This window comes from Isoptericola sp. S6320L, from assembly GCF_023015685.1.
GTDB lineage: Bacteria > Actinomycetota > Actinomycetes > Actinomycetales > Cellulomonadaceae > Isoptericola > Isoptericola halotolerans_A.
Genome location: NZ_JALKAT010000031.1, coordinates 17,388 through 39,871, shown reverse-complemented (window position 1 = coordinate 39,871; position 22,484 = coordinate 17,388). Strand labels below are relative to the sequence as shown.

General features: G+C 73.3%; 23 protein-coding genes. 12 read left to right on the top strand and 11 right to left on the bottom strand.

The features are described 5' to 3' along the window. Positions 1–9: 9 nt before the first annotated feature. Both MWU57_RS14600 and MWU57_RS14595 read right to left on the bottom strand, forming a co-directional pair. Positions 10–351 carry a hypothetical protein gene (locus MWU57_RS14600; RefSeq protein WP_246910086.1) on the bottom strand — a complete coding sequence of 114 codons (342 nt, stop codon included), beginning with the start codon at positions 349–351 and terminating at the stop codon, positions 10–12. A gap of 154 nt (positions 352–505) precedes the next feature. Then, the gene (locus MWU57_RS14595; RefSeq protein ID WP_106264612.1) at positions 506–979 is read right to left on the bottom strand and encodes a hypothetical protein; all 474 of its coding nucleotides are present in this window, start codon (positions 977–979) and stop codon (positions 506–508) included. Positions 980–1,133: 154 nt separating this feature from the next. Between MWU57_RS14595 and MWU57_RS14590 the strand changes: the two genes are divergently transcribed. Continuing rightward, positions 1,134–1,763 (top strand): hypothetical protein, encoded by a 630-nt coding sequence (locus tag MWU57_RS14590; RefSeq protein ID WP_246910083.1) that lies wholly within the window; start codon positions 1,134–1,136, stop codon positions 1,761–1,763. Here MWU57_RS14590 and MWU57_RS14585 read toward each other — a convergent pair. The 6 genes from MWU57_RS14585 to MWU57_RS14560 are packed head-to-tail and all read right to left on the bottom strand — an operon-like array spanning position 1,741 to position 5,959. Next, positions 1,741–2,637, bottom strand: coding sequence for a prenyltransferase (locus MWU57_RS14585; RefSeq protein WP_246910080.1), 897 nt, complete (start codon positions 2,635–2,637; stop codon positions 1,741–1,743). The two genes, MWU57_RS14590 and MWU57_RS14585, sit on opposite strands and share 23 nt — an antisense overlap. Then, positions 2,634–2,945, bottom strand: a complete 312-nt coding sequence (locus tag MWU57_RS14580; RefSeq protein ID WP_106264617.1) for a lycopene cyclase domain-containing protein — start codon at positions 2,943–2,945, stop codon at positions 2,634–2,636. Before MWU57_RS14580 ends, MWU57_RS14585 begins: the two co-directional genes overlap by 4 nt. Next, the gene (locus tag MWU57_RS14575; RefSeq protein ID WP_246910078.1) at positions 2,942–3,292 is read right to left on the bottom strand and encodes a lycopene cyclase domain-containing protein; all 351 of its coding nucleotides are present in this window, start codon (positions 3,290–3,292) and stop codon (positions 2,942–2,944) included. The genes MWU57_RS14580 and MWU57_RS14575 overlap by 4 nt, the downstream gene beginning before the upstream one ends. Then, positions 3,289–4,899, bottom strand: coding sequence for a phytoene desaturase family protein (gene crtI, locus MWU57_RS14570; protein WP_246910076.1), 1,611 nt, complete (start codon positions 4,897–4,899; stop codon positions 3,289–3,291). Before crtI ends, MWU57_RS14575 begins: the two co-directional genes overlap by 4 nt. Then, positions 4,896–5,756, bottom strand: coding sequence for a squalene/phytoene synthase family protein (locus tag MWU57_RS14565; RefSeq protein ID WP_246910074.1), 861 nt, complete (start codon positions 5,754–5,756; stop codon positions 4,896–4,898). Before MWU57_RS14565 ends, crtI begins: the two co-directional genes overlap by 4 nt. Next, positions 5,753–5,959: a hypothetical protein gene (locus tag MWU57_RS14560; RefSeq protein WP_246910073.1), complete on the bottom strand. Its 207-nt coding sequence runs from the start codon at positions 5,957–5,959 to the stop codon at positions 5,753–5,755. The genes MWU57_RS14565 and MWU57_RS14560 overlap by 4 nt, the downstream gene beginning before the upstream one ends. Positions 5,960–6,044: 85 nt before the next feature. Here MWU57_RS14560 and MWU57_RS14555 point away from each other — a divergent pair, with 85 nt between their 5' ends. Both MWU57_RS14555 and purL read left to right on the top strand, forming a co-directional pair. After that, positions 6,045–6,617 (top strand): MarR family winged helix-turn-helix transcriptional regulator, encoded by a 573-nt coding sequence (locus MWU57_RS14555; protein WP_243400787.1) that lies wholly within the window; start codon positions 6,045–6,047, stop codon positions 6,615–6,617. Positions 6,618–6,785: 168 nt separating this feature from the next. Further along, positions 6,786–9,131: a phosphoribosylformylglycinamidine synthase subunit PurL gene (gene purL, locus MWU57_RS14550; protein WP_246910071.1), complete on the top strand. Its 2,346-nt coding sequence runs from the start codon at positions 6,786–6,788 to the stop codon at positions 9,129–9,131. Between the two features lie 57 nt (positions 9,132–9,188). Here purL and MWU57_RS14545 read toward each other — a convergent pair whose 3' ends face one another. After that, positions 9,189–9,674, bottom strand: a complete 486-nt coding sequence (locus MWU57_RS14545) for a Dps family protein (RefSeq protein WP_246910069.1) — start codon at positions 9,672–9,674, stop codon at positions 9,189–9,191. Positions 9,675–9,901: 227 nt separating this feature from the next. On the opposite strand from MWU57_RS14545, the gene MWU57_RS14540 reads away from it, so the two are divergent. After that, the gene (locus MWU57_RS14540; RefSeq protein ID WP_106264623.1) at positions 9,902–10,294 is read left to right on the top strand and encodes a hypothetical protein; all 393 of its coding nucleotides are present in this window, start codon (positions 9,902–9,904) and stop codon (positions 10,292–10,294) included. A gap of 60 nt (positions 10,295–10,354) precedes the next feature. On the opposite strand, the gene MWU57_RS14535 is transcribed toward MWU57_RS14540, so the two are convergent. Next, positions 10,355–12,589: an NADP-dependent isocitrate dehydrogenase gene (locus MWU57_RS14535; RefSeq protein ID WP_246910065.1), complete on the bottom strand. Its 2,235-nt coding sequence runs from the start codon at positions 12,587–12,589 to the stop codon at positions 10,355–10,357. 122 nt (positions 12,590–12,711) lie between these two features. On the opposite strand from MWU57_RS14535, the gene MWU57_RS14530 reads away from it, so the two are divergent. The 7 genes from MWU57_RS14530 (at position 12,712) to purM (ending at position 21,568) form a co-directional block, all read left to right on the top strand. Continuing rightward, positions 12,712–14,208 carry an RNB domain-containing ribonuclease gene (locus MWU57_RS14530; RefSeq protein ID WP_246910063.1) on the top strand — a complete coding sequence of 499 codons (1,497 nt, stop codon included), beginning with the start codon at positions 12,712–12,714 and terminating at the stop codon, positions 14,206–14,208. Positions 14,209–14,273: 65 nt separating this feature from the next. Next, complete coding sequence (locus tag MWU57_RS14525) at positions 14,274–14,645, top strand: sterol carrier family protein (RefSeq protein WP_246910060.1); 372 nt, start codon at positions 14,274–14,276, stop codon at positions 14,643–14,645. Positions 14,646–14,779: 134 nt separating this feature from the next. Beyond that, a complete protein-coding gene (locus MWU57_RS14520; protein WP_246910058.1) occupies positions 14,780–15,451 on the top strand; it encodes a GAF and ANTAR domain-containing protein in 672 nt (223 codons plus the stop codon). A gap of 152 nt (positions 15,452–15,603) precedes the next feature. Continuing rightward, positions 15,604–18,444 carry an ExeM/NucH family extracellular endonuclease gene (locus MWU57_RS14515; RefSeq protein WP_246910055.1) on the top strand — a complete coding sequence of 947 codons (2,841 nt, stop codon included), beginning with the start codon at positions 15,604–15,606 and terminating at the stop codon, positions 18,442–18,444. A gap of 35 nt (positions 18,445–18,479) precedes the next feature. Continuing rightward, positions 18,480–18,836 (top strand): histidine kinase, encoded by a 357-nt coding sequence (locus MWU57_RS14510; protein WP_106264632.1) that lies wholly within the window; start codon positions 18,480–18,482, stop codon positions 18,834–18,836. Positions 18,837–18,879: 43 nt separating this feature from the next. Then, entirely contained in the window at positions 18,880–20,427 is a 1,548-nt protein-coding gene (purF, locus tag MWU57_RS14505; protein WP_106264634.1) for an amidophosphoribosyltransferase, read from the top strand. A 37-nt stretch (positions 20,428–20,464) separates the two neighbouring features. After that, on the top strand, positions 20,465–21,568 hold the full coding sequence (gene purM, locus MWU57_RS14500) for a phosphoribosylformylglycinamidine cyclo-ligase (protein WP_246910051.1): 1,104 nt from the start codon (positions 20,465–20,467) through the stop codon (positions 21,566–21,568). A gap of 73 nt (positions 21,569–21,641) precedes the next feature. Here purM and MWU57_RS14495 read toward each other — a convergent pair whose 3' ends face one another. After that, a complete protein-coding gene (locus MWU57_RS14495) occupies positions 21,642–21,845 on the bottom strand; it encodes a DUF3073 domain-containing protein (RefSeq protein ID WP_106264637.1) in 204 nt (67 codons plus the stop codon). A 359-nt stretch (positions 21,846–22,204) separates the two neighbouring features. Between MWU57_RS14495 and MWU57_RS14490 the strand changes: the two genes are divergently transcribed. Continuing rightward, positions 22,205–22,459 carry a BldC family transcriptional regulator gene (locus tag MWU57_RS14490; RefSeq protein WP_106264639.1) on the top strand — a complete coding sequence of 85 codons (255 nt, stop codon included), beginning with the start codon at positions 22,205–22,207 and terminating at the stop codon, positions 22,457–22,459. Positions 22,460–22,484 lie beyond the last annotated feature (25 nt).

The following is a 22,484-nucleotide window of genomic DNA, read 5'->3' as shown; positions in this document are numbered from 1 at the left end:
CGCCCGCCCTCAGGCGGCGACCGGGGCGGGTCGCCCGACGACGGTGCCAGCCGGCTCGCGCTCGGGCGCTGCGGGGTAGGCGAGCGGGTCGTCCGCAACCACCGCGTCCTCGCCGGCCGTCGTCTCCTCGGGCTCGGCGGCGGTCTCCCGCAGGGGCAGCCCCAGCGTGACCGTGGCCGGCCGTGCCGGGGTGCGCGGGGGCGGTGTCAGCATCGCGACAGCGAGGGTCCCGACGGCTCCCGCGGTGATCGCCAGCAGCGCCAGCACCGTCCATCCGAACGCGATCGCCGAGCCGAGGAGCAAGCCGTCGCCGACGGCGACGGCGCTCCCCACGAGCAGCACCCGTCTCATGACCTACCTCCACGGTCCGCCTCATCCGTGCCACTCCAGGACACGACAGATGAGCCCCCGCCGCATCCGCAGGGGCGCTCCAGCAGGTCACAACTCGGTACCGACCGCGACCGAACCTCTCGGCCACCTCAGGACGGTGTGAAGATCGGGCCCTTCAGGAGTGGGCGTGGCGCCCGGCGAGGCTGTGCCCCAGCAGCAGCGGCGACGGCTCCGGTCGGGCCTGGCGGTGCACCTCGCCGGCGAGCCGCAGAGCCAGCTCGAACCGGACCGGCACGACGGAGTCGGCGCTGAACCGGCCGCCGAGGCGGGGGTGCGGCATGAACGTCAGCACCTCGTCGTGCTGCGGGATCACGCCGTGCCGTGCCGCCTCGATGACGAGGTCCTCGAGCAGGATGTCGGTGCGACCGTCGGGGGACTCGAGCTCCGCCGTGAGCTCGACGGCGGTCGGCCAGCGCAGCTCCAGCGTGCCCTCCACCGTGTCCAGGAACCACCACCCCTCGAGCGACTCGAGGAACACGTCCCCGAAGAGGGAGGCGAAGCGCGGCGTCTTGCCGTGGATGCCGAGCCACGTCCAGGACGCCAGCCCGTAACGGAAGGCACCGGGGGTGAATGGTCGGAGGAGTTCCACGAGCGCATCAAAGCACGGTGTCGGACCGAGGCAAACCCCGGCCGCCGCTGAACAAGATGTGACCGGCTTCACGGGGACGGGTCACGTGGTCCAAGGGTTGTTCAAGTCCAGGCCGGGAGGGAACCCGCGCCGGGCGCGGCGCGTTGTCCCGGGCATGACCACGCTCCACCTCTCCACCGAGCCACGGCCTGGCACCGGGCCGGACGGCGCCGCGCCGCACGGCGTCGACCTGGGTTCCGTCGCGCTCAGCGCCGGCGCCACGCTCGCCTGGTACGCGGTGCCCGACGTCGTCCGCCCCCGCTGGGCCCGCGTGCTCGTCAAGACGACCGTGCTCGTGGCCGGCGTCGGGCTCGCCCTCGCCGTGACGCGCGAGGGTGCGGAGGCGCGCGCCGCCGTCCGCGAGGTCCGCGACCTGCGCGACCGGCTGCGTGCCGTCGCCGACGCCCCCGGGGGCGAGGGTCCGGGTGCCGACGACGGTCACGATCAGGATCTCGACCTCGACCTCGACCTCGACCTCGATCCGTCGGGCGTCCCCGACGACGACCCGGCGGAGGGGACCACCGGACCCGGCCGGGCCGTCGTCGCCGGTGTCGCCGTCACGGCCGGACTGGCGCTCGCCGGGAGCCTCGCCGTCCTGGGGGAGCGGTGGGCCTACCGCGTCGGCGAGCGCCTGCGCGCACGCGGGGTCCGGGCCCCGCACACGAGGGTCGGCCTCGTCCTCGGCGCCGCCGCAGCAGGACTCGCGGCGGTCGAGGGGCCGTTCAGCGCAGAGCGATCCAGATGAGCAGCTGCGTGACCAGGAACCCGGTGACGATGTTGAGCCACAGGAACCGGCTCCAGCCGGCGTGCGCCTGCTCGCAGTCGGCATCGGCCAGGTTCCGGAACGGCGCGATGCTCACCACGTACGGCACGGCGAGCAGTGCCGCGAGCATCCCCGGCCAGCCGGTGGCGATGAGGACCAGCCCGCCCACCACGTAGCAGGCCATGGCGGCGCGGACGGTCCGGGCCGCCCCGAGCCAGGTGGCGACCGAGCCGATGCCGACGGCACGGTCCGCCTCGACGTCCTGGACCGCGCCGAAGGCCTGCGACGCCATGCCCCAGCAGAAGAAGCCGATCAGCGCCGCCAGCACCGGTCCGGTGAACGCACCGTCCGCCAGGGCGATCCCGAAGACCGCCGGGCTGACGAAGTGGGTGCTCGAGGTGGCCGAGTCCAGCACCGGGCGCTCCTTGAAGCGCAGGCGCGGTGCCGAGTAGGCGACCACGGCGAACACGCTGACGGCGAGCACCGCCGTCGACGTCGGGTCGCCCACCGCGACGAGGTAGACGAGGAACGGCACGTTGGTCGCCACCGCCGCCCACACCGTGACCCGGTGCCAGCGGCGCGAGAGCACGACCCCCTCGATGCCGCCCTTGCGGGGGTTGCGCAGGTCGGACTCGTAGTCCCAGACGTCGTTGAGCCCGTACATCAGCAGGTTGTAGGGCACCAGGAAGTAGAGGGCGCCGAGGACGAGCTCGGTGACACCGGTGCCCGCGATGCCGCCCGCCATGACGAAGGCGGCGGCGAACGGGTAGGCGGTGTTGATCCAGCTCACCGGGCGCGACGACCCGACGATCTGGCGCAGCGCGGTCGAGGTCCGGTGCTGGGTGGCGGCGGTCACGGGGTGCTCTCCTTCGGTGCGGCCAGTGCCCACAGTCCGGGCAGCAGGAGCGCGGCGACGACCGGCCAGGCCAGGTCCTCGACGGGTGCCAGCCAGATCACCGGGCCCAGCAGCTCGTCCTCACCGTAGCGGAAGAGGTCGGCGGCGATCATGAGGCTGTCGAAGACGATGGTCAGGACGATCAGGACGGCGGCGGTCAGCGCGACGGTGGCCCACCACCGCGCACCCAGCCCGCGCACCACCGCGGCGACGACGGCGACCGCCAAGGCCCCGGCCGTGACCAGGACGGCGAGCAGCGCGTAGGTCATCGGGTCCCCCCTCGTGCGCGGCGGGCGCGCGCGGCGGCCCACCGCGCCGTCAGCCCGTGCAGCACCAGTGTGACGTAGCAGAGGAACAGGATGAAGAACAGCTCCTCGAGCGGGAGGTGCGGGGCGAGCTCGATCCCGGTCATGGCGCCGCCGCCGCGTTCGTAGTAGTCGGCGCCGATCGCCACGACGTCCCAGGCGAGGAACACGGCGGTGCCCGTCAGCAGGACGGCGGCACCGCGCACCGGGTGCGCCGAGAACAGCAGCAGCCGGGCGCGGTGGTCGATCAGGGCCATGCACCCCAGCGCGCCCAGCAGCAGCCCGAGGTAGACGAAGTCGGTCCAGCTCACGGCACCTCCGCCGCGCGTGTGGCGTCGGGACGGGGCCGGGAGAGGGGCAGGGGACCGCTGCTCGTGTCGCCGCGCAGCCGCTTGAGCACCAGCTCGGCGCTGATGAGGCACATGGGCAGCCCGATGCCGGGGACGGTGGAACCGCCCGCGTAGAGCAGGCCGCCGACGTGGCGCGAACGGTTGCCGGCACGGAACATGGCGCTCTGGCGCAGGGTGTGCGCCGGGCCGAGCATCCCGCCGGACCACGAGGACAGGTCGGTGGCGAAGTCCCCGGGCCCGACGGTGCGGCGCACCGTGATGCGGTCGCGCAGGTCCGGCACGTCCGCCCATGCGGCCACCCGGTCGATCGCTGCGTCGGCCACCTGCTCGACCGTCGCGTCCCCGGCACCGTCGATCCCGCCGCGGCCGATGGCGGGGTCGGCCGGGACGGGTACGAGCACGAACAGGTTCTCGTCGCCGGCCGGCGCGACGGTCGGGTCGGTGCGCGACGGGGCGCACACGTACAGCGACGCCGGGTCGGGCACGCGCCCCGCGGCGATGTCACCGAAGTTCCGGTGCCAGTCGGCGGTGAAGAACAGCGAGTGGTGGGCCAGCTCGGGGAGCCGACCGCGGACCCCCAGCATCGCCAGGACGCCGCCCGGCCCCGGGTCGCGCCGGTCCCACCAGCGTTGCGGGAACGTCTGCAGGGAGGCCGGCAGCAGCTCGGTCTCGACGTGGTGCAGGTCGGCGGCCCCGACGACGACCTCCGCGCCGACCTGGTGCGACGTGCCCTCCGGGTCCGTCCATCGCACCCCCGTGACGTGGGCGCGGGCGCGGCGCGGGCCCGGTGCCGTGCCCGGGCCGGACGCCGTCGTGATCTCCGTGACGCGGGCGCCGGTGGTCACGCGGGCGCCGGCCCGCTCGGCCAGGCGTGCGACCGCGGCGACGAGCGCGTGGAAGCCGCCCTGGGGATAACGCACGCCTCCGTCCAGGTCGAGCGCGCTCATCAAGTGGTACATGCTGGGCGCGCGGTCCGGCGAGGAGCCGAGGAACACAGCCGGGTATCCGAGCACCTGACGCAGCCGGACGTCGTCGAAGGAACCGGCGACGAACGACTCGAGCGAGCGGCCCAGGAGCGTCCCGAGGCGGGGCAGGCGGGTCAGCACCTCCCGCGTCGCGAGGCCCCGCCACGACGCGAAGGTCGTGTACAGGAAGTGCCGCACCGCCATGTCGTAGGTGTCGTGCGCCGAGTCGAGGTAGCGCTCCAGCCGAGCCCCGGCACCCGGTTCGACGGCCTCGAAGGCGGCCACGTTGCGCGCCCGGACCCGGTCGACGTCCAGCGGGCCGGCGTGCCCCTCGAAGAACACCCGGTAGGCCGGGTCGAGCGCGTGCAGGTCCAGCTCCGCCTCCGCGGAGGAGCCCATGAGCCGGAACCAGTGGTCGAACACCTCGGGCATCAGGTACCAGGAGGGGCCGGTGTCGAACCGGAAGCCGTCCGCCTCCCAGGAGCCGGCACGCCCGCCGACGGCGTCGTGCCGCTCGAGGACCTCGACGTCGTGCCCCTCGCGCGCCAGCAGGCCGGCGGTCGCCAGGCCGGCGATCCCGCCGCCGACCACGACGACCCTCACCGGACCGCCTCCCGGGCGAGGGCGCGGGCGACCAGTCGTGCCTTGACGGGGTCCGGCACGCGCACCCGATCGTGACGCAGGGCGGCGGCCGGGGTGTCGCGCAGCCGCCGTGCCAGCTCGGCGAAGAGGTCGTGCGCGAGCTGCACGGCCACCCGGCTGGACCGGGGCAGGTCCCGGATCGCTCGCTGGGCGACGGCCAGGTCCGCCTCGATGTCGTCCAGCAGCCGGTCCTTCGTGGCGTCGTCGAACGCCGCCGGGTCGAGTCCGGGGAAGTAGCGACGCCCGCGGGCGTCGACGTCGTCGGCGAGGTCCCGCAGGAAGTTGACCTTCTGGAAGGCGGCACCGAGGCGCGCGGCACCTGCCGCCCGGCGCGCGTAGGCGCCGTCCGCCCCGTCGACGAAGATGCGCAGGCACATCAGCCCGACCACCTCCGCCGAGCCGTGCACGTAGCGCGCGAAGCTCTCGGCGTCGTGCTCGGTGACCGACAGGTCGGTGCGCATCGACGCGAAGAACGGGTCGACGAGGTCGGCGCCGATCCCGAACTGGCGTGCGGTCCGGACGAACCCGTGCACCACCAGGTGGTGGCTGTAGCCGCGCTTCGTGGCGGAGGACACCTCCTCCTCGAGCCCGGTGAGCAGCTCGTCGCGCTCCGCGACGGTGAGGTCGGCGGCCACGTCGTCGACGATCTCGTCCGCCACCCGCACCAGCGCGTAGACGGCTCGCACGTGGTCGCGAACCGAGGGGCCGAGGAGGCGGCAGGCCCAGCCGAACGACGTCGAGTAGGTGTCGACGACGGCGGCGGCGGTCCGCCGGGCGGCGCGGTCGAAGTCGGTGAGGGGCGGGACGGGGGCGGTCATGCGGCGGCCACCAGGGTCGCGGCAGGAGCCGGGCCCGACGCTCGCACCGCCGTCTCGCGCTCCGCCGTCGTCAGCACGTCGTTCAGCATGTCGCACGACGCCGGTGCCGACCACTCGGCGGTCTCGGCGGTGGTGCCGCCGGCCGGTGGGTGCCGACGCGCCAGGACGCCGCTCCCGCCGGTGTCCGGCTGTCGTCGAGCCACGCTGGGCCTCCTTCTAGAACCTCAGTCTGCTGAGTAAGTATCTTGCTAGGCGAGATACTAACCACAATGAGGCTACGATGTCGCCGTGACCCAGGCAAGCAGCGGATCGTCGCCGTACTGGTACGACACCGCGGACGCCGAGGCGCGCGGACTTCTCGACGCCGTGCGCGGATTCCGCCGTGCCGACGAGTCCATGCGTCAGCGCGCCAGCCGCGACATGGACATGAACGTGATCGACCTGCGGGCCCTGCGCTACGTGATCGAGAGCGAGCAGAGCGGCACCCCCGTGACCCCGCGCATGCTGACCGCGCAGCTCGACATCTCCACCGCCGCCACCACCAAGCTCGTCGACCGGCTCTGCCGCTCCGGCCACCTGGAGCGCCAGCCGCACCCCACCGACCGCCGCTCCGTCGTGGTCCGGGCGACGGGCGGCGCGCACCACGAGGTCCGGGAACGCCTGGGGAGCATGCACTCGCGCATGCTCGAGATCGCGCGAGCCGTCCCGGCGTCCGCGCGCCCCGCGGTCCGCGACTTCCTGGAGGCGATGGCCGCCGAGCTCGCACGCGAGCACGACGACGCCGCGACGCACGTGGTCACCGACGCCCCGGAGGGCCGGGCCGCCGGCGCTCCGGGGACCGCTCCCGCGCCGGTAGACTGACCCTGCGCCGCCCCGCCCCGCGTCGAGCCCGCTCGTGGCACGCCGTCGGGACCAGGGGTCGCGCGCGACCTGGCCCGGACCGACGCCGGATTCCGTGGGCGTGCGGCGACCGTCCCGTGCCCACGGAGATCACCCGGTCCGGCGCCCCGTGCGACCCGAGGGATGTTGATGACCGCCGCTGCCGACCGTGCCGCCACCGTGCCGCCCCCGCGCCCGACGCTCGACACCGTGGAGAACGCCGCCGCGAACCCTGATGAGCCCCAGCCGTACGGCGAGCTCGGGCTCAAGGCCGACGAGTACCAGCGGATCCGTGACATCCTCGGGCGGCGCCCCACGGCCGCCGAGCTTGCGATGTACTCGGTGATGTGGTCCGAGCACTGCTCGTACAAGTCGTCGAAGAACCACCTGCGCAAGTTCGGCGACCGGGTCACGCCCGAGATGACCGAGCACCTGCTGGTGGGCATCGGGGAGAACGCCGGCGTCGTCGACATCGGTGACGGCTGGGCCGTGACCTTCAAGGTCGAGTCGCACAACCACCCGAGCTACGTCGAGCCCTACCAGGGCGCCGCGACCGGCGTGGGCGGCATCGTGCGCGACATCATCTCGATGGGCGCGCGCCCCGTGGCCGTGATGGACCAGCTGCGGTTCGGCGCGGTGGACCACCCCGACACCGCCCGCGTCGTGCACGGCGTCGTCTCCGGCGTCGGCGGCTACGGCAACTCCCTCGGCCTGCCGAACATCGGCGGCGAGCTCGTCTTCGACTCCTCGTACCAGGGCAACCCGCTCGTCAACGCGCTCTGCCTGGGTGTGCTGCGGCACGAGGACATCCACCTCGCCAACGCCTCCGGCACCGGCAACAAGGTCATCCTGTTCGGTGCCCGCACGGGCGGCGACGGCATCGGCGGCGCCTCCATCCTCGCCTCGGAGACCTTCGAGGACGGCGTGCCCGCCAAGCGCCCGTCGGTGCAGGTGGGCGACCCCTTCATGGAGAAGGTGCTCATCGAGTGCTGCCTCGAGCTCTACGCGGCGAAGGTCGTCGAGGGCATCCAGGACCTCGGCGCGGCCGGCATCTCCTGCGCCACGTCCGAGCTCGCCTCCAACGGCGACGGCGGCATGCACGTGGACCTCGACGACGTCCTGCTGCGCGACCCGTCCCTGAACGCCGGCGAGATCCTCATGTCGGAGTCGCAGGAACGGATGATGGCCGTCGTCACCCCGGAGAAGCTCGACGCCTTCCTGGCGATCACCGACAAGTGGGACGTCGAGACGTCCGTGATCGGCGAGGTCAACGGTTCCGGCCGCCTCACCATCGACCACCACGGCCAGCGCATCGTCGACGTCGACCCGCGGACGGTCGCGCACGAGGGACCGGTCTACGACCGCCCGTACGCCCGCCCGGTCTGGCAGGACGAGCTGCAGAAGGCGTCCGTCGTCGGCCTCGGGCTCACCCGCCCGGAGTCCGCCGACGACCTGCGGGCCACCGCGCTGCGCCTGCTCGCCTCGCCGAACCTCGCCTCGCCCGCCTGGGTGACCGACCAGTACGACCGCTACGTCCAGGGCAACACCGCGCTCTCGCAGCCCGACGACGGCGGCGTGGTGCGGGTGGACGAGTCGACCGGTCTGGGCGTGGCCCTGGCCACCGACGCGAACGGCCGCTACGGCAAGCTGGACCCCCGGGCCGGCGCCCAGCTCGCGCTGGCGGAGGCCTACCGCAACGTGGCGACGACGGGGGCGACGCCGCTCGCCGTCACCGACTGCCTCAACTTCGGCTCGCCGGAGCACCCCGACTCCATGTGGCAGCTCGTCGAGGCCATCGAGGGGCTGGCCGACGCCTGCCAGGAGCTCGGCGTGCCCGTCACCGGCGGCAACGTCTCGCTCTACAACGGCTCGGGTGAGCCCGGCCAGATCGACTCGTCGATCCACCCGACGCCCGTGGTCGGCGTGCTCGGGGTCATCGAGGACGTCCGCACCGCGTTGCCCTCGGGCTGGCGCGCCGCGGGCCTGTCGGTGCTGCTGCTGGGCGCCACGGCCGACGAGCTCGACGGGTCGGCGTGGGCCGACGTCGAGCACCGCCACCTGGGCGGCCTGCCCCCGCGCGTCGACCTCGCGGCCGAGCGGGCCCTGGCCGGCGTGCTCGTGGAGGCGCGTCGCTCCGGGGCGGCGACGGCGGCGCACGACCTGTCCGAGGGCGGGCTCGTGCAGGCGCTGCTCGAGGCGTCGCTGCGCTACGGCGTGGGTGTGACGGCCACGGTGGACGCGGTCACGGCGCGGGACGCCGTGACGCCCTTCAGCGCGCTGTTCAGCGAGTCGACCGCCCGGGCGCTGGTCGCCGTCGCGCCGGAGCGCGAGGCAGAGCTCGTGGCAGCGGCCGAGGCGGCGGGCGTGCCTGTCGCGCGGCTCGGCGAGACCGGCGGCGACGCGGTGACGGTGTCGTTCGGCGACGAGTCCTTCGCGATCGCGCTGGACGAGGCGCGCGAGGCCCACGAGGGCACGCTGCCCCGCATCTTCGGCTGACACGACGACGGCGCGGCCCCTCGGGTGAGGGGCCGCGCCGTCGTGCGTGCGGCGTGCTCAGGCCTCGGTGTTCTCCGAGGAGATCATCCAGGCCTGCTTCTCCAGGTCGGCGATGATCTCGTGGAGGAGGTCGGCCGAGGTCGGGTCCTCGGCGTCGACCTCGTCGTGCACCTCGCGGGCGACCTCGACGGTCTGCGCCACGCGCTCGACGATCGTGTCGACGGTGTCGCCGACGGACACCAGCCCGGCCGGGTAGGGCGAGAGGTCGGTCTGGGTGGCGACGGTCTCGGTGCGGCCGTCCGGCACGGCCTGCAGCGCCCGCAGGCGCTCGGCGACGGTGTCGCTGTGCTCGCGGGCGACGTCGACGAGCTCGTCGAGCTGCAGGTGGAGGTCGCGGAACCCGCGCCCGGTCACGTTCCAGTGGGCCTGCTTGCCCTGGACGTGCAGGTCGACGAGGGCCACGAGGACCCGCTGCAGGTGTGCGTGGAGCTTCTCCGACGCCTCGGCGCGGTGCGTGCTGCGATGGATCGACGGTGCGGACATGGTGTTCCTCGCTCTCTCGGGGATCGCCCGGTGGCGGTCACCGTGCTTGCTTCGCGGTGCTTCCCGTTCTCTTGAACGATTCCAGGCTAGGAGCATTCCCGCAGGTGCGCCAGCAAGGACAGGCGTGCCTTCGGGAGCCCGGGCAGGCCAGGCACACCTTCGCCAGTGCCGATCTCCGGCGGTAGGATGTGGCACAGGTCACCGTGCTGGGACCGGGAGGCTGTTCGATGACGTGGCCGCTGGCGTACCTGGTGTCGGTCGTGCTCGTGCTGACGATCATGGCCGTCGTCACCTGGCTGCGCTCGGCACCCCACCGGGCGGCGGTGGCACGGCGGCGACGGCGCCGCGCCGGGCCCGACCCCCTTGTCACGCTGGCGATCCAGATCCGCCTCGGCGAGCTGTCGCACGAGCTGCGCAAGGTCACCGAGGATCCCGACGTCTACGCCCGTGCCCACCACTGGAGAGCCGCGCAGGACGCGTACGACGCGATGCTGCGGGACGCGTGCCGCGCGGCCGGTCTGGCCGTCGTCGACCACCCCCTGCGCGCCGACGAGCGCGTCACCGAGGACGAGCGGCTGCGGGAGGAGCTGGAGCTCAGCGCCCGTGGCTGGTCCTGGTGACGAACGTGGACGGGCCCGGCCGAGGAAGAGATCTCGGCCGGGCCCGTCCTCGTCCTCGGGTCAGAACGAGTCGATCGCCGTGTTGAGGGTCCGCGACGGGCGCATGACCGCAGCGGCCTTGTCGCCGTCCGGGTAGTAGTACCCGCCGACGTCGACCGGGTTGCCCTGGGCCGCGAGCAGCTCGTCGACGATCGTCGCCTCCTGCTCCGCCAGCGTGGCGGCGAGCGGGGCGAACGCCGCGGCCAGCTCGGCGTCCTCGGTCTGCGCGGCGAGCTCCTGCGCCCAGTACAGGGCGAGGTAGAAGTGCGAGCCGCGGTTGTCGATGCCGCCCACGCGACGTGTCGGGGACTTGTCCTGGTCGAGGAACGTGCCGGTGGCGCGGTCGAGCGTGTCCGCGAGGACCTGGGCGCTCGCGTTGCCGGCCACGCGGGCCAGGTGCTCGAACGACGCCGACAGCGCGAAGAACTCACCGAGCGAGTCCCAGCGCAGGTAGTTCTCGGCCAGCAGCTGCTGGACGTGCTTCGGCGCCGAGCCGCCCGCACCGGTCTCGAAGAGCCCGCCGCCGTTCATCAGCGGGACGATCGACAGCATCTTGGCCGACGTGCCGACCTCGAGGATCGGGAAGAGGTCGGTGTTGTAGTCGCGCAGCACGTTGCCCGTCACGGAGATCGTGTCCAGGCCCGCACGGATCCGGTCCAGGGAGTAGCGCGTCGCCTCGGCCGGAGCCATGACGAGGATCTCCAGGCCCTCGAGGTCGTCGTGCTCCCCGAGGTACTTCTCCACCTTGGCGATGAGCTGGGCGTCGTGCGCACGGTTCGCGTCGAGCCAGAAGACGGCCGGGTCGCCGGTCTCCCGGGCACGGCGGACGGCGAGGGCCACCCAGTCGCGGATCGGCGCGTCCTTGGTCTGGCAGGCGCGCCAGACGTCACCGGCGGCGACGTCGTGCGAGAAGAGCACCTCGCCGGCGGCGTTCACGACCTCCACGGTGCCGTCGGCGGGGATCTCGAACGTCTTGTCGTGCGACCCGTACTCCTCGGCCTTCTTGGCCATGAGGCCGACGTTCGGCACGGAGCCCATGGTGGCCGGGTCGAGGGCGCCCTTGGCACGGCAGTCGTCGATGACGGCCTGGTAGACCCCGGCATAGGAGGAGTCCGGGATGACCGCGAGCGTGTCGTGCTCGGCGCCGTCCGGCCCCCACATGTGGCCGCCGATGCGGATCATCGCGGGCATCGAGGCGTCGATGATCACGTCCGAGGGCACGTGGAGGTTGGTGATGCCCTTGTCCGAGTTCACCATCGCGAGCGCCGGGCCCTCCTCGAGGCCCTTCGCCACGGCGGCCTTGATGGCCTCGCCGTCGGGCAGCGCGTCCACCCCGGACAGGATGCCGCCGAGACCGTCGCGGGACGAGAGACCGGCGGCCTTGAGCTGCGCGCCGTACTGCTCGAAGACCTCGGGCAGGAACGCCTCGACGATGTGGCCGAAGATGATCGGGTCGGAGACCTTCATCATGGTGGCCTTCAGGTGCGCGGAGAACAGCACGCCCTCGGACTTCGCGCGCTGGATCTGCTCGGCGAGGAAGCGGTGCAGCGCGGCGACGGACAGGAACGTCCCGTCGACGACCTCGCCCTCCTCGACGGCCAGGTCGTCCTTGAGCACCTGGGTGCCCTCGGCGGTGCGCAGGCGGATCGTCAGGGTGTCGGCGGCGGGCATCGTCACCGACTTCTCGTTCGAGAAGAAGTCGTCCGCGCCCATCGTGGCGACGTTGGTCCGCGACTCGGGGGACCACTCGCCCATGCTGTGCGGGTGCGCCTTGGCGTAGTTCTTCACGGCCGCCGGGGCGCGCCGGTCGGAGTTGCCCTCACGCAGGACCGGGTTCACGGCGGAGCCCTTGACCTTGTCGTAGCGGGCGCGGGCCTCGCGCTCGGCGTCCGTGGACGGGTCCTCCGGGTAGTCCGGGATCGCGTAGCCCTGGCCCTGCAGCTCGACGATCGCCGCCTTGAGCTGCGGCACCGACGCCGAGATGTTCGGCAGCTTGATGATGTTCGCCTCGGGCGTGGTGGCCAGCTCGCCGAGCTCGCCGAGGGCGTCGCCGACGCGCTGGGACTCGGTCAGGTGGTCCGGGAACTGCGCGAGGATGCGCCCCGCGAGGGAGATGTCCCGCGTGTCGACCTCGACGCCGGCCTTGGCCGCGTACGCCTGGACGATCGGGAGGAACGAGTACGTCGCCAGCAGCGGCGCCTCGTCGGTGTACGTGTAGTAGATCCGGGCGGCGGCTGACTGCGGCTGGGTCGTCATGCGGAGATGCTCCTGAGGACGTCGAGATTGCTTGATATCAAGATACTTTGCTCCGAGCGGCCGTGTCGAAACAGCGTCTCGCTCCGCGCGCGGCGGCGCACGGGCAGAACTACGGTCGTGGCGTGCCCACCCGTGACCTGCGACTCGCGCCCGTCAGCCCCGACGACGTCGTGTCCGCGCTCGCCGCGCTGCGTGCCGAGATCGGCGTGCCCGCCATGTACCCCACCGACGCCCGGGCGGAGGCGGAGCGTGCGGCGCGCGGGGACCTGAAGGACTTCCGCCAGGACCGCCGGGACATCGACTTCGTGACGATCGACCCGCCGGGCTCGCTGGACCTCGACCAGGCGGTCCACGTCGCGTCCTCCGGCCACGGGTACATCGTGCGCTACGCCATCGCCGACGTCGCGGCGTTCGTGTCCCCCGGGGGCGCCCTGGACGCCGAGGTGCACCGCCGCGGCCTGACGTTCTACGGCCCGGACTCGCGCACGCCGCTGCACCCGGCCGTCCTGTCGGAGGGCGCGGCGAGCCTCCTGCCCGACGAGGACCGGCCGGCCGTCCTGTGGACCATCGCCGTCGACTCCTCCGGCGAGATCTCGAGCACCACCGTCACCCGCGCCGTCGTGCGGTCGCGGGCACGGCTCACCTACGGCGAGGCGCAGACCGCGCTCGACGCCGGGTCCGCGCCGGAGTCCCTGACGCTCCTGGCCGACGTCGGACGGCTGCGGCACGCGCGGGAGCAGGACCGCGGCGGGGTCTCGCTGGCGGTGCCCGAGCAGGAGGTGGTGCGGCGGGCGGACGGCGCCTACGACCTGGAGCTGCGCCGGACGCTGCCGATCGAGGAGTGGAACGCCCAGATCTCGTTGCTGACCGGCATCGCGGCGGCTCGGCTCATGCGCGAGGCGGGCGTGGGCATCCTCCGCACGCTGCCACCGGCCGAAGCGGGCGACGTCGCCCGGTTGCGGCGCACGGCAGCCGCCCTCGGCATCGACTGGCCCGAGCAGACCACCTACGCCGAGCTGCTGCCGCGCCTCGAGTCGCGGCGGTCGTCCCACGCCGCCTTCCTCAACGAGGCCACGACCCTCTTCCGCGGTGCGGGCTACCTCGCGTTCGGGGTGCCGGGGCCCGACGGCGGCCCGCGGGTCCCGCTCCCGGCGGACGCCCGGCACGCCGCCATCGGGGCGGAGTACGCCCACGTCACGGCCCCGCTGCGGCGGCTGGTCGACCGGTACGGCACCGAGATCTGCCTCGCGCAGTCCGCCGGACGGGACGCGCCCGAGTGGGCGCTGGCCGCGCTGCCGACCCTGCCGGTCACCATGCAGACCGCCGCGCGCCGCGCGAACACCTTCGAGCGGGCGTGCATCGACATCGTCGAGGCGGTGCTGCTGGGCTCGCGCGTCGGCCGGCAGTTCGACGGGGTGGTCGTCGACACCGACGGCGGCGCCGTGGACGACCACGGCCGGTCCCGGCGGCCGCGAGGGCAGGTCATGCTCCGCGACCCGGCGGTGCGCGCCGCCGTCGTCGGGACGGACGGCGTGGAACTGCCGCTGGGGGAGCGCGTGCGCGTGACGCTGGCGGAGGCCTCCGTGGCCGAGCGGCGCGTGCTCTTCACCCTGCCGTGAACCCCGCCCGGTAGAGGTCGCGCAGGAGGCACATCTCCGCGCCGGCACCGACATAGCCTGTCCCCATGCCTGCACGACGACGGACGGACCCGGCGACAGGCCGGGCGGCGGTGGCCGAGTGGCTCACCGGGACGGCGGACCGCCGGAGCACGACGACGGCGGTCCGGTTCACCCTCGAGGAGCTGGCCGACGTCGCGCCCGGCAACGCCGTCGAGGTGCGGGTGCCGCCGGCCGGCGCCGTCCAGGCCGTCGAGGGGCCGCGGCACACGCGAGGCACCCCGCCGAACGTCGTGGAGACCGACGTGCAGACCTGGTTGGCGCTCGCGACCGGTCGCGAGACGTGGGCCGAGGCCGTCGCGTCGGGGCGCGTGCACGCGTCCGGGGAGCGGGCCGACCTCGCGGCGCTGCTCCCGCTGCAGGCAGCCCGCCAGCGCTGAGCGGACGACCTGCCGCCGGGTGGTGCGGGTCCCGGGCTCCTGTGCCTACGGTGTTCCCGGGGGAGCGACGCCGGTGCCGGGCGGGCCGGACGTCGTGAGGGTGCCGGCCGCCCGCCGCGGAAGGAGCACTGAGGATGAGCATCTCCTCGTACCCGGAGGAGTTCGCACGCCGGGCTGCCACCGTCCTGGGCCTGGACATCGAGGCGAGCGTGATCGTGCGCGACCACCAGCTGTCGTTGCGCGCCGGGAGCAGCTCCCCGGCCTCTGCCCGGTGCGACCAGGCCGAGACGGCAGCGAACGCCGGCCCGTGCGTCGACGCGATGGACAAACGGTCCGTCCGCGTCGTGCCGAACATCGCGGACTCGACCGGCTGGGAGCGCTGGCGCGAGCAGGCGCTCGCCGAGGGCTACGTGTCGGCGCTCGCGGTCCCCGCGCTGGTGCGCGAGGACCTCGCGGTCGCCCTCAACCTCTACTCGCGTTCCCCGGACCCGTGGACGCCGGAGGTGCTGACCGCCGCGGACGGCTACGCCCAGCTCATCGCCTCGATGGTTCGGGTGCGCCTGCAGCTCGCCGAGATCGAGGACGCCGCGGCCGGCCTGTACCGGAACATGGGCGACGCGCTGGTCGCCGAGCGTGCCGTGGGCGCCATCATGCAGACCAACGGGTGCAGCGAGGACCAGGCGCGGCACATCCTCGAGTCCGCCTCGAAGCACCGCAGCGTGGATCGGCGCGAGGTCGCCGAGACCATCCTCCGCGCGCTCGTCGACGTCGACGCGGGCGATCAGCAGGACCCCCTCGGCGGCTGAGCAGTACGGGGTGCCGCCGTCGGTGGGTGGCGATAGCGTCGCGGGCACCGGCCTCCTGCCCGCAGCACGCCCGTGACCCGGGGTTCAACCGGGGTTCACACCGGCCTGCTTGGCTGAGCCCGCCCTGTCGACCCTGATCGAGGAGGACCAGAGTGACTCATCCGTCACCGACCCCACGACGTCCCCGGACCGCAGGCACGGCGGCGGTCGCCGCGCTGCTGCTCCCGGCCGCCGCGCTGCCCGCCCTGCCTGCCGCGGCCGTGCCGTCGTCGGACGCCGTCGTCCTCGTCGACGAGGTCTACGGGGGTGGCGGCAACAGCGGCGCCGTCTACGACCAGGACTTCGTGGAGCTCTACAACCCGGGTGACGAGCCCGTCTCCCTGGACGGCTGGTCGGTCCAGTACGGCTCGGCGGGCGGCACCACCTGGTCGGGGCAGACCGCCCTGTCGGGCGAGATCCCGGCGGGCGGGTCGTTCCTCGTCGGGCAGTCGCGCGGCAACGACACCGACCTGCCGGACCTCCCGACGCCCGACGCCGAGGGGTCGATCTTCCTGTCCGGCTCCGGCGCGGAGGTGGCGCTGGTCTCCTCCACGGACCGGCTCGACTGCACCGGCGCGGCGTGCGCCGACGTCGCGGACCTCGTTGACCTGGTCGGCTGGGGCTCGGCGAACACCTACCTCGGGTCGGGTGCGGCCCCGGGCACGAGCAACGCGACGTCGGTCGCGCGGGTCGGGCACGCCCACACCGTCGACAACGCCGTGGACTTCGTGGCGGGGACGCCGACGCCGGCCAACAGCGGCGCGGCGACCGACCCGGACCCGGACCCCACGCCGACCGACGACCCCGACCCGCAGGCCGCCACCATCGCCCAGATCCAAGGGACGGGTGACGCCTCGCCGCTCGACGGGCAGGTCGTCACGACGCGCGGCGTGGTGACCGCCGTCTACCCCACCGGCGGCTTCGACGGCCTCTACCTGCAGACCGCGGGGACCGGCGGCGCCCCGGCCGACGACGCCACCCCGGGCGCGTCCGACGCGCTCTTCGTCTACTCCGCCGCCGCGGCCCGGGAGGTGGAGGTCGGCGACCACCTCGAGGTGACCGGCGTCGTCGGCGAGATCTACGGCCTGACGCAGGTCACGCCGTCGGCCTGGACGGTCCTGGACGAGCCGGCCGTCGCCGTGAAGCCGACCACCACCACCTGGCCCGCCGCCGAGGCCGAGCGCGAGGCGCTCGAGGGCATGCTGCTGGAACCTCAGGGCGACTTCACCGTGACCGACAACTACTCCACCAACCGCTACGGCACCGTCGGCCTCGCCGCGGGCGACACCCCGTTGGTGCAGCCCACCAGCGTCGGCCGTCCCGGCTCGCCGGAGGCGGCCGCGCAGGCCGTCGACAACGCGGCCCGCGCCGTCCAGCTCGACGACGGCGCCACGTGGGACTACACGAGCTCCTCCCGCTCGGGCACGCCACTGCCGTGGCTCAACGGCACCGACCCGCTGCGCGTCGGCGCGTCCGTCACCTTCACCGGACCGGTCGTCCTCGACTACCGGTACAGCGCCTGGTCGTTCCAGCCGCTCGAGCAGCTCACGGGTGAGAACGCCGACGGCGTGCAGCCGGCCACGTTCGCCGACACGCGCGAGCCGTCTCCCGAGGACGTCGGGGGCAACCTCACCGTCGGCACCTTCAACGTGCTCAACTACTTCACCACCACCGGCGACCAGCTCGACGGGTGCCAGTACTACACCGACCGGGACGGCGACCCGATCAGCGTCCGCACCGGGTGCCTCGCCCGCGGCGCCGCCGACGCCGAGAACCTGGAGCGCCAGGAGACCAAGATCGTCGCCGCGATCGGCGCGCTCGACGCCGACGTGGTCGCGCTGGAGGAGATCGAGAACTCCGCGCCGTTCGGCAAGGACCGCGACCAGGCCCTCGCGGACCTGGTCGACGCCCTGAACGCGGCGCAGGGGACCGGCACCTGGGCGTACGTGCCGTCACCTGCGCAGGTGCCGGCGGACGAGGACGTCATCCGCAACGCGTTCATCTACCGCCCGGCGGCGGCCGAGCCGGTCGGGGAATCCCGCATCCTGCTCGGCTCGGAGGCGTTCGGCAACGCGCGCGAGCCGCTCGCGCAGGTGTTCCAGCCGGCGGGCGGGGCGTCGGGCGACCCGCGCGACGACGTGCTGGTCGTCACGAACCACTTCAAGTCCAAGGGGTCGGCCGGGCCGTGGCCCGGGGACGCCGACACCGGCGACGGCCAGGGCGCGTCGAACGAGTCCCGGGTGCGTCAGGCGACCGCGCTGGTCGACTTCGCCGACGAGGTCGCGGCCGAGGCCGGTACCGAGCGGGTCCTGCTGGCCGGCGACTTCAACGCGTACGAGCAGGAGGACCCGATCGTCGTCCTGACCGACGCCGGGTACACCGACCTGGGCCCGACGACGGGCGAGTACACCTACCTGTTCAGCGGTCAGGTCGGCTCCCTCGACCACGTGCTCGCCTCGCCGGCGGCGCTCGACGCGGTGACCGGCGTCGACGTCTGGGACATCAACGCCGACGAGCCCGTCGCGAACGAGTACAGCCGGTACGAGTACAACGTGACCGACCTGTACGACGAGACGCCGTTCCGGTCGTCCGACCACGACCCGGTGCTCGTCGGGCTGGACCTCCCGGCGGACGGCTCCGGCGAGCCCGACGCCCCCGCCTGGGAGAGCGACGTCGTCTACACCGCCGGGGACCGGGTGAGCCACGACGGCCGGGTCTTCGAGGCGCTGTGGTGGACCCGCGGCCAGACGCCGGGAGCGAGCCCCTGGGGCGCCTGGGCGGAGATCGGCACGCCCGTCGAGACCGAGGCCGGCACCTTCCCCGCCTGGACGTCCTCGCAGGTGTACGTGGGCGGCGAGACCGTGGTGCACGACGGCGAGCGGTGGCGGGCCCGCTGGTGGACGCGGAACCAGGAGCCCGGCCAGCGCCACGGCCCGTGGGAGCTGCTCGACTGATCGGCGCTCTCCTGCGCGGGAGATAGGCTCGAGGGGTGAGCAGCACCAGCCCCGAGCCCTCTCCCGCGCAGCCGGCCGAGCAGCCCGTCGAGCAGCCGGCCGAGGAGTCGGCCGAGCAGCCCGCGCCGGACGACCACCTGCTCGTCGACCCGGCCCGGGTGCGGCGGGCGCCCCGCTACCGAGGCTTCTTCACGGTGGGGGCCGTCGTCGGCGTGGTGGTCGGCGTGGTCCTCGGCATGTGGCTGACCGACGTCGCCGGGGACGAGGGTGCGCTGCTCCTCAAGCCGGGTGTCTTCGTCTCGGTGGTGGTGCTGGGCACCACGACCTTCTTCGTGCTGCTCGCGGGCGGTCTCGCGGCGCTGGCGGACCGCCGGAGCCTGCGCCGCAGGTGAGCGCGACGCGGGCCCGTGCCGTCGTCTGTGGGATACTCGGGGCATGCCCCTGCGCCCTGACGGCCGTCTGAACCACGACCTCATGCCCGGCGAGAAGGGGCCGCAGGACGCCTGCGGTGTCTTCGGCGTCTGGGCCCCCGGCGAAGAGGTCGCGAAGCTCGCGTACTTCGGCCTGTACGCCCTGCAGCACCGCGGCCAGGAGTCCGCCGGCATCGCCACCAGCAACGGTGAGCAGATCCTCGTCTACAAGGACATGGGACTCGTCTCCCAGGTGTTCGACGAGACGGCGCTGAACGCTCTCACCGGGCACATCGCCGTCGGACACTGCCGCTACTCCACGACCGGTGGCGTGACGTGGGAGAACGCCCAGCCCACGCTCGGCGCCACGGCGTCCGGGACGGTCGCCCTCGGTCACAACGGCAACCTGACGAACTCGGCCGAGCTCGTCGACCTGGTCGCGGAGCGCTACGGCGCGCAGCGCCGCGGCGAGCTCGCGCGCGGCAACACCACGGACACCGCGCTGGTGACCGCGCTGCTCGTCGGCGACGAGGACCACACCCTCGAGCAGACGGCGCTCGAGGTGCTGCCCCGCCTGCGCGGCGCCTTCTCGCTGGTGTTCATGGACGAGCACACCCTGTACGCGGCGCGTGACCCGCAGGGCGTGCGTCCCCTCGTCCTCGGGCGCACCCAGCGCGGCTGGGTGGTCGCCTCGGAGACGCCCGCGCTCGACATCGTCGGGGCGTCGTTCGTCCGGGAGGTCGAGCCGGGCGAGCTGATCAGCATCGACGACGACGGGTTGCGTTCCACGCGGTTCGCCACGCCCGAGCGCGCCGGCTGCGTCTTCGAGTACGTGTACCTGGCCCGGCCCGACACCTCGATCAAGGGCCGGCCGGTGCACGCCGCCCGCGTCGAGATGGGCAGGGTCCTGGCCCGGGAGCACCCGGTGGACGCCGACCTGGTCATCCCGGTGCCCGAGTCGGGCACCCCGGCGGCCGTCGGCTACGCCCAGGAGTCCGGCATCCCGTTCGGCCAGGGACTCACCAAGAACGCCTACGTCGGGCGGACGTTCATCCAGCCGTCCGACACGCTCCGCCAGCTCGGCATCCGGCTCAAGCTCAACCCGCTGCGCGAGGTGATCCGCGGCAAGCGGCTCGTCGTCGTCGACGACTCGATCGTCCGCGGCAACACGCAGCGCGCGCTGATCCGCATGCTCCGCGAGGCCGGTGTGGCGGAGGTGCACGTGCGCATCTCGTCGCCCCCGGTCAAGTGGCCGTGCTTCTACGGCATCGACTTCGCCTCGCGGGCGGAGCTCATCGCCAACGGCCTCACCCCGGAGGAGATCGGCCAGTCCCTCGGCGCGGACAGCCTCGGCTACATCTCGACCGAGGGCATGATCGCGGCCACCGAGCAGCCGGCGTCGCAGCTCTGCGCCGCCTGCTTCACCGGCACCTACCCGATCGAGCTCCCGGAGGAGCACCAGCTCGGCAAGTACCAGCTGGAGCAGGCGGAGCTGCCCCTCGGCGCCCCGGAGGACGGCCTCTCGCAGCTCTCCGTCGGCGTGGGCGGCCAGACCGCGCTCGACCACCCCTGACCCGCACCGCCCCGCGACATCCCAGGAGCCTCGCCCCGTGACTGATGGACTGACCTACGCCGCCGCCGGCGTCGACACCGAGGCCGGCGACAAGGCCGTCGAGCTGATGAAGGACGCGGTCCGCCGGACGCACGGCCCGGCCGTCCTCGGCGGCGTGGGCGGGTTCGCCGGGCTCTACGACCTCTCGGCCTTCCAGCGGTACCGCAAGCCGCTGCTCGCCACGTCCACGGACGGCGTCGGCACCAAGGTCGCGATCGCGCAGGCGCTCGACAAGCACGACACGATCGGGTTCGACCTGGTCGGCATGGTCGTCGACGACATCGTCGTGGTCGGTGCGGAGCCCCTGTTCATGACCGACTACATCGCCACGGGCAAGGTCGTGCCCGAGCGGGTGGCGGACATCGTGCGTGGCATCGCGCAGGCGTGCGAGGTCGCCGGGACGGCGCTGGTGGGCGGCGAGACGGCCGAGCACCCCGGCCTGCTGGCCCCGGACGAGTACGACGTCGCCGGTGCGGCCACCGGGATCGTCGAGGCGGACGCGGTGCTCGGCCCGGAGCGGGTCCGGGCCGGCGACGTGCTCGTCGGCATGGCGTCCAGCGGCATCCACTCCAACGGCTACTCGCTCGTGCGGGCCGTGATCAAGCACGCCGGCTGGGAGCTCGACCGGCACGTGGAGGAGTTCGGCCGGACGCTGGGCGAGGAGCTGCTCGAACCGACGCGCGTGTACGCGAGCGACTGCCTGGCCCTGGCCCGCGACGAGGCGGCCCAGGTGCACGCGTTCACCCACGTCACCGGGGGAGGGCTCGCCGCGAACCTCGCGCGCGTGCTCCCGCAGGGTGTGGTGGCCACGGTGGACCGCTCCTCCTGGGAGGTGCCGGCCGTCTTCCGGACGGTGCGGGAGCTCGGCGGGGTGCCGCGCCGCGACCTGGAGAACACGCTGAACCTCGGCGTGGGCATGGTCGCCGTGGTCGGGCCCGACGGCGTGGACGCGGCTCTGGAGCACCTGCGGCGTCTCGGTGTGGACGCCTGGACCATGGGCACGGTGGCGGAGCACGACCCCGCGGCCCCGGCCGAGGACCTCGTGGTGGGGACGAAGGGCGTGCACGCGGGAGCGGTCCGGCTCGTCGGCGACTACCGCTGACGGACGCACGAAGGGTCGGACGGCGGTTGCCGTCCGACCCTGTCGAGACGCGTGCTGGCGACGGAGGTGCGGCTCAGCGCCGGTCGTCGTCCCACGAGGCGTAGCCGTTGTCGTACGCCGAGTCCGCGCTGTCGTTCCAGCGGTCCTCGGTGACGACGTCGGTCGACTGGTCGGCCTTGAGCTCTTGCTCCAGAGCGTGGTAGTTCGTCTCGGGGCTGTAGTACTTCAGCTCGCGAGCGACCTTCGTGTGCTTAGCCTTCTGACGGCCCCGGCCCATGGCTCCGACCCCCTCAACGTAAGAGCGGGGCGGCAACGTCGCAGACGTGCGGCCCCGAGAGAAGATTTCGTCTGTTCAGGTTCCAACGGTACATGCTGGAACGGCATTCCCTCCACTCGGCGCGGCACCAGAACCTCACCAGTCTGCGCCTGGTCAGGTCGGGGACCGTCCGGGGCGTGACTCATGTCACGTCGGGAAGCGCGGCGATCCGGACCCACGGGGCGAGCAGGACCTCACGACCGCAAAGCCTCTGCTCGGTTCAAGTCGCCTCAATCCCGCTTTCTGCACACAATGGAACGACACGGCCGTGGAGCTTCAGGGCGCCGCCCGGACCGGCCGCGTGCCAGGAGGTGCAGGGGATGTCGTTTCACGGTGACTCCGAGGTCCTGTTGACGCCCGCCGAGGTCGCCAGCCTCTTTCGTGTCGATCCGAAGACTGTGACTCGTTGGGCCAAGGCCGGCAAGCTCTCGTCCATCCGGACGCTCGGCGGGCATCGGCGCTACAAGGAGTCGGAGGTCCGGGCGCTGCTCGGTGCCGCCTCCGAGGCGGCCGAGGCCGAGGCGGCGGCGAACGCCGCGGCGGCAGACCCCGGGAAGGACGACCGGCAGCGGTGAGTCGCCGGCCCGTGACCGGGCCGAC

Excerpts from the sequence above, each read along its gene's own strand:
- MWU57_RS14520 (WP_246910058.1), top strand. The coding sequence starts at position 14,780 with ATGAGCATCTCCTCGTACCCGGAGGAGTTCGCACGCCGGGCTGCCACC.
- MWU57_RS14540 (WP_106264623.1), top strand. The coding sequence starts at position 9,902 with ATGACGTGGCCGCTGGCGTACCTGGTGTCGGTCGTGCTCGTGCTGACG.
- MWU57_RS14535 (WP_246910065.1), bottom strand. The coding sequence starts at position 12,589 with ATGACGACCCAGCCGCAGTCAGCCGCCGCCCGGATCTACTACACGTAC.
- MWU57_RS14600 (WP_246910086.1), bottom strand. The coding sequence starts at position 351 with ATGAGACGGGTGCTGCTCGTGGGGAGCGCCGTCGCCGTCGGCGACGGC.
- MWU57_RS14525 (WP_246910060.1), top strand. The coding sequence starts at position 14,274 with ATGCCTGCACGACGACGGACGGACCCGGCGACAGGCCGGGCGGCGGTG.
- MWU57_RS14580 (WP_106264617.1), bottom strand. The coding sequence starts at position 2,945 with ATGACCTACGCGCTGCTCGCCGTCCTGGTCACGGCCGGGGCCTTGGCG.
- MWU57_RS14565 (WP_246910074.1), bottom strand. The coding sequence starts at position 5,756 with ATGACCGCCCCCGTCCCGCCCCTCACCGACTTCGACCGCGCCGCCCGG.
- MWU57_RS14545 (WP_246910069.1), bottom strand. The coding sequence starts at position 9,674 with ATGTCCGCACCGTCGATCCATCGCAGCACGCACCGCGCCGAGGCGTCG.
- MWU57_RS14590 (WP_246910083.1), top strand. The coding sequence starts at position 1,134 with ATGACCACGCTCCACCTCTCCACCGAGCCACGGCCTGGCACCGGGCCG.
- purF (WP_106264634.1), top strand. The coding sequence starts at position 18,880 with ATGCCCCTGCGCCCTGACGGCCGTCTGAACCACGACCTCATGCCCGGC.
- purL (WP_246910071.1), top strand. The coding sequence starts at position 6,786 with ATGACCGCCGCTGCCGACCGTGCCGCCACCGTGCCGCCCCCGCGCCCG.
- MWU57_RS14490 (WP_106264639.1), top strand. The coding sequence starts at position 22,205 with ATGTCGTTTCACGGTGACTCCGAGGTCCTGTTGACGCCCGCCGAGGTC.
- MWU57_RS14495 (WP_106264637.1), bottom strand. The coding sequence starts at position 21,845 with ATGGGCCGGGGCCGTCAGAAGGCTAAGCACACGAAGGTCGCTCGCGAG.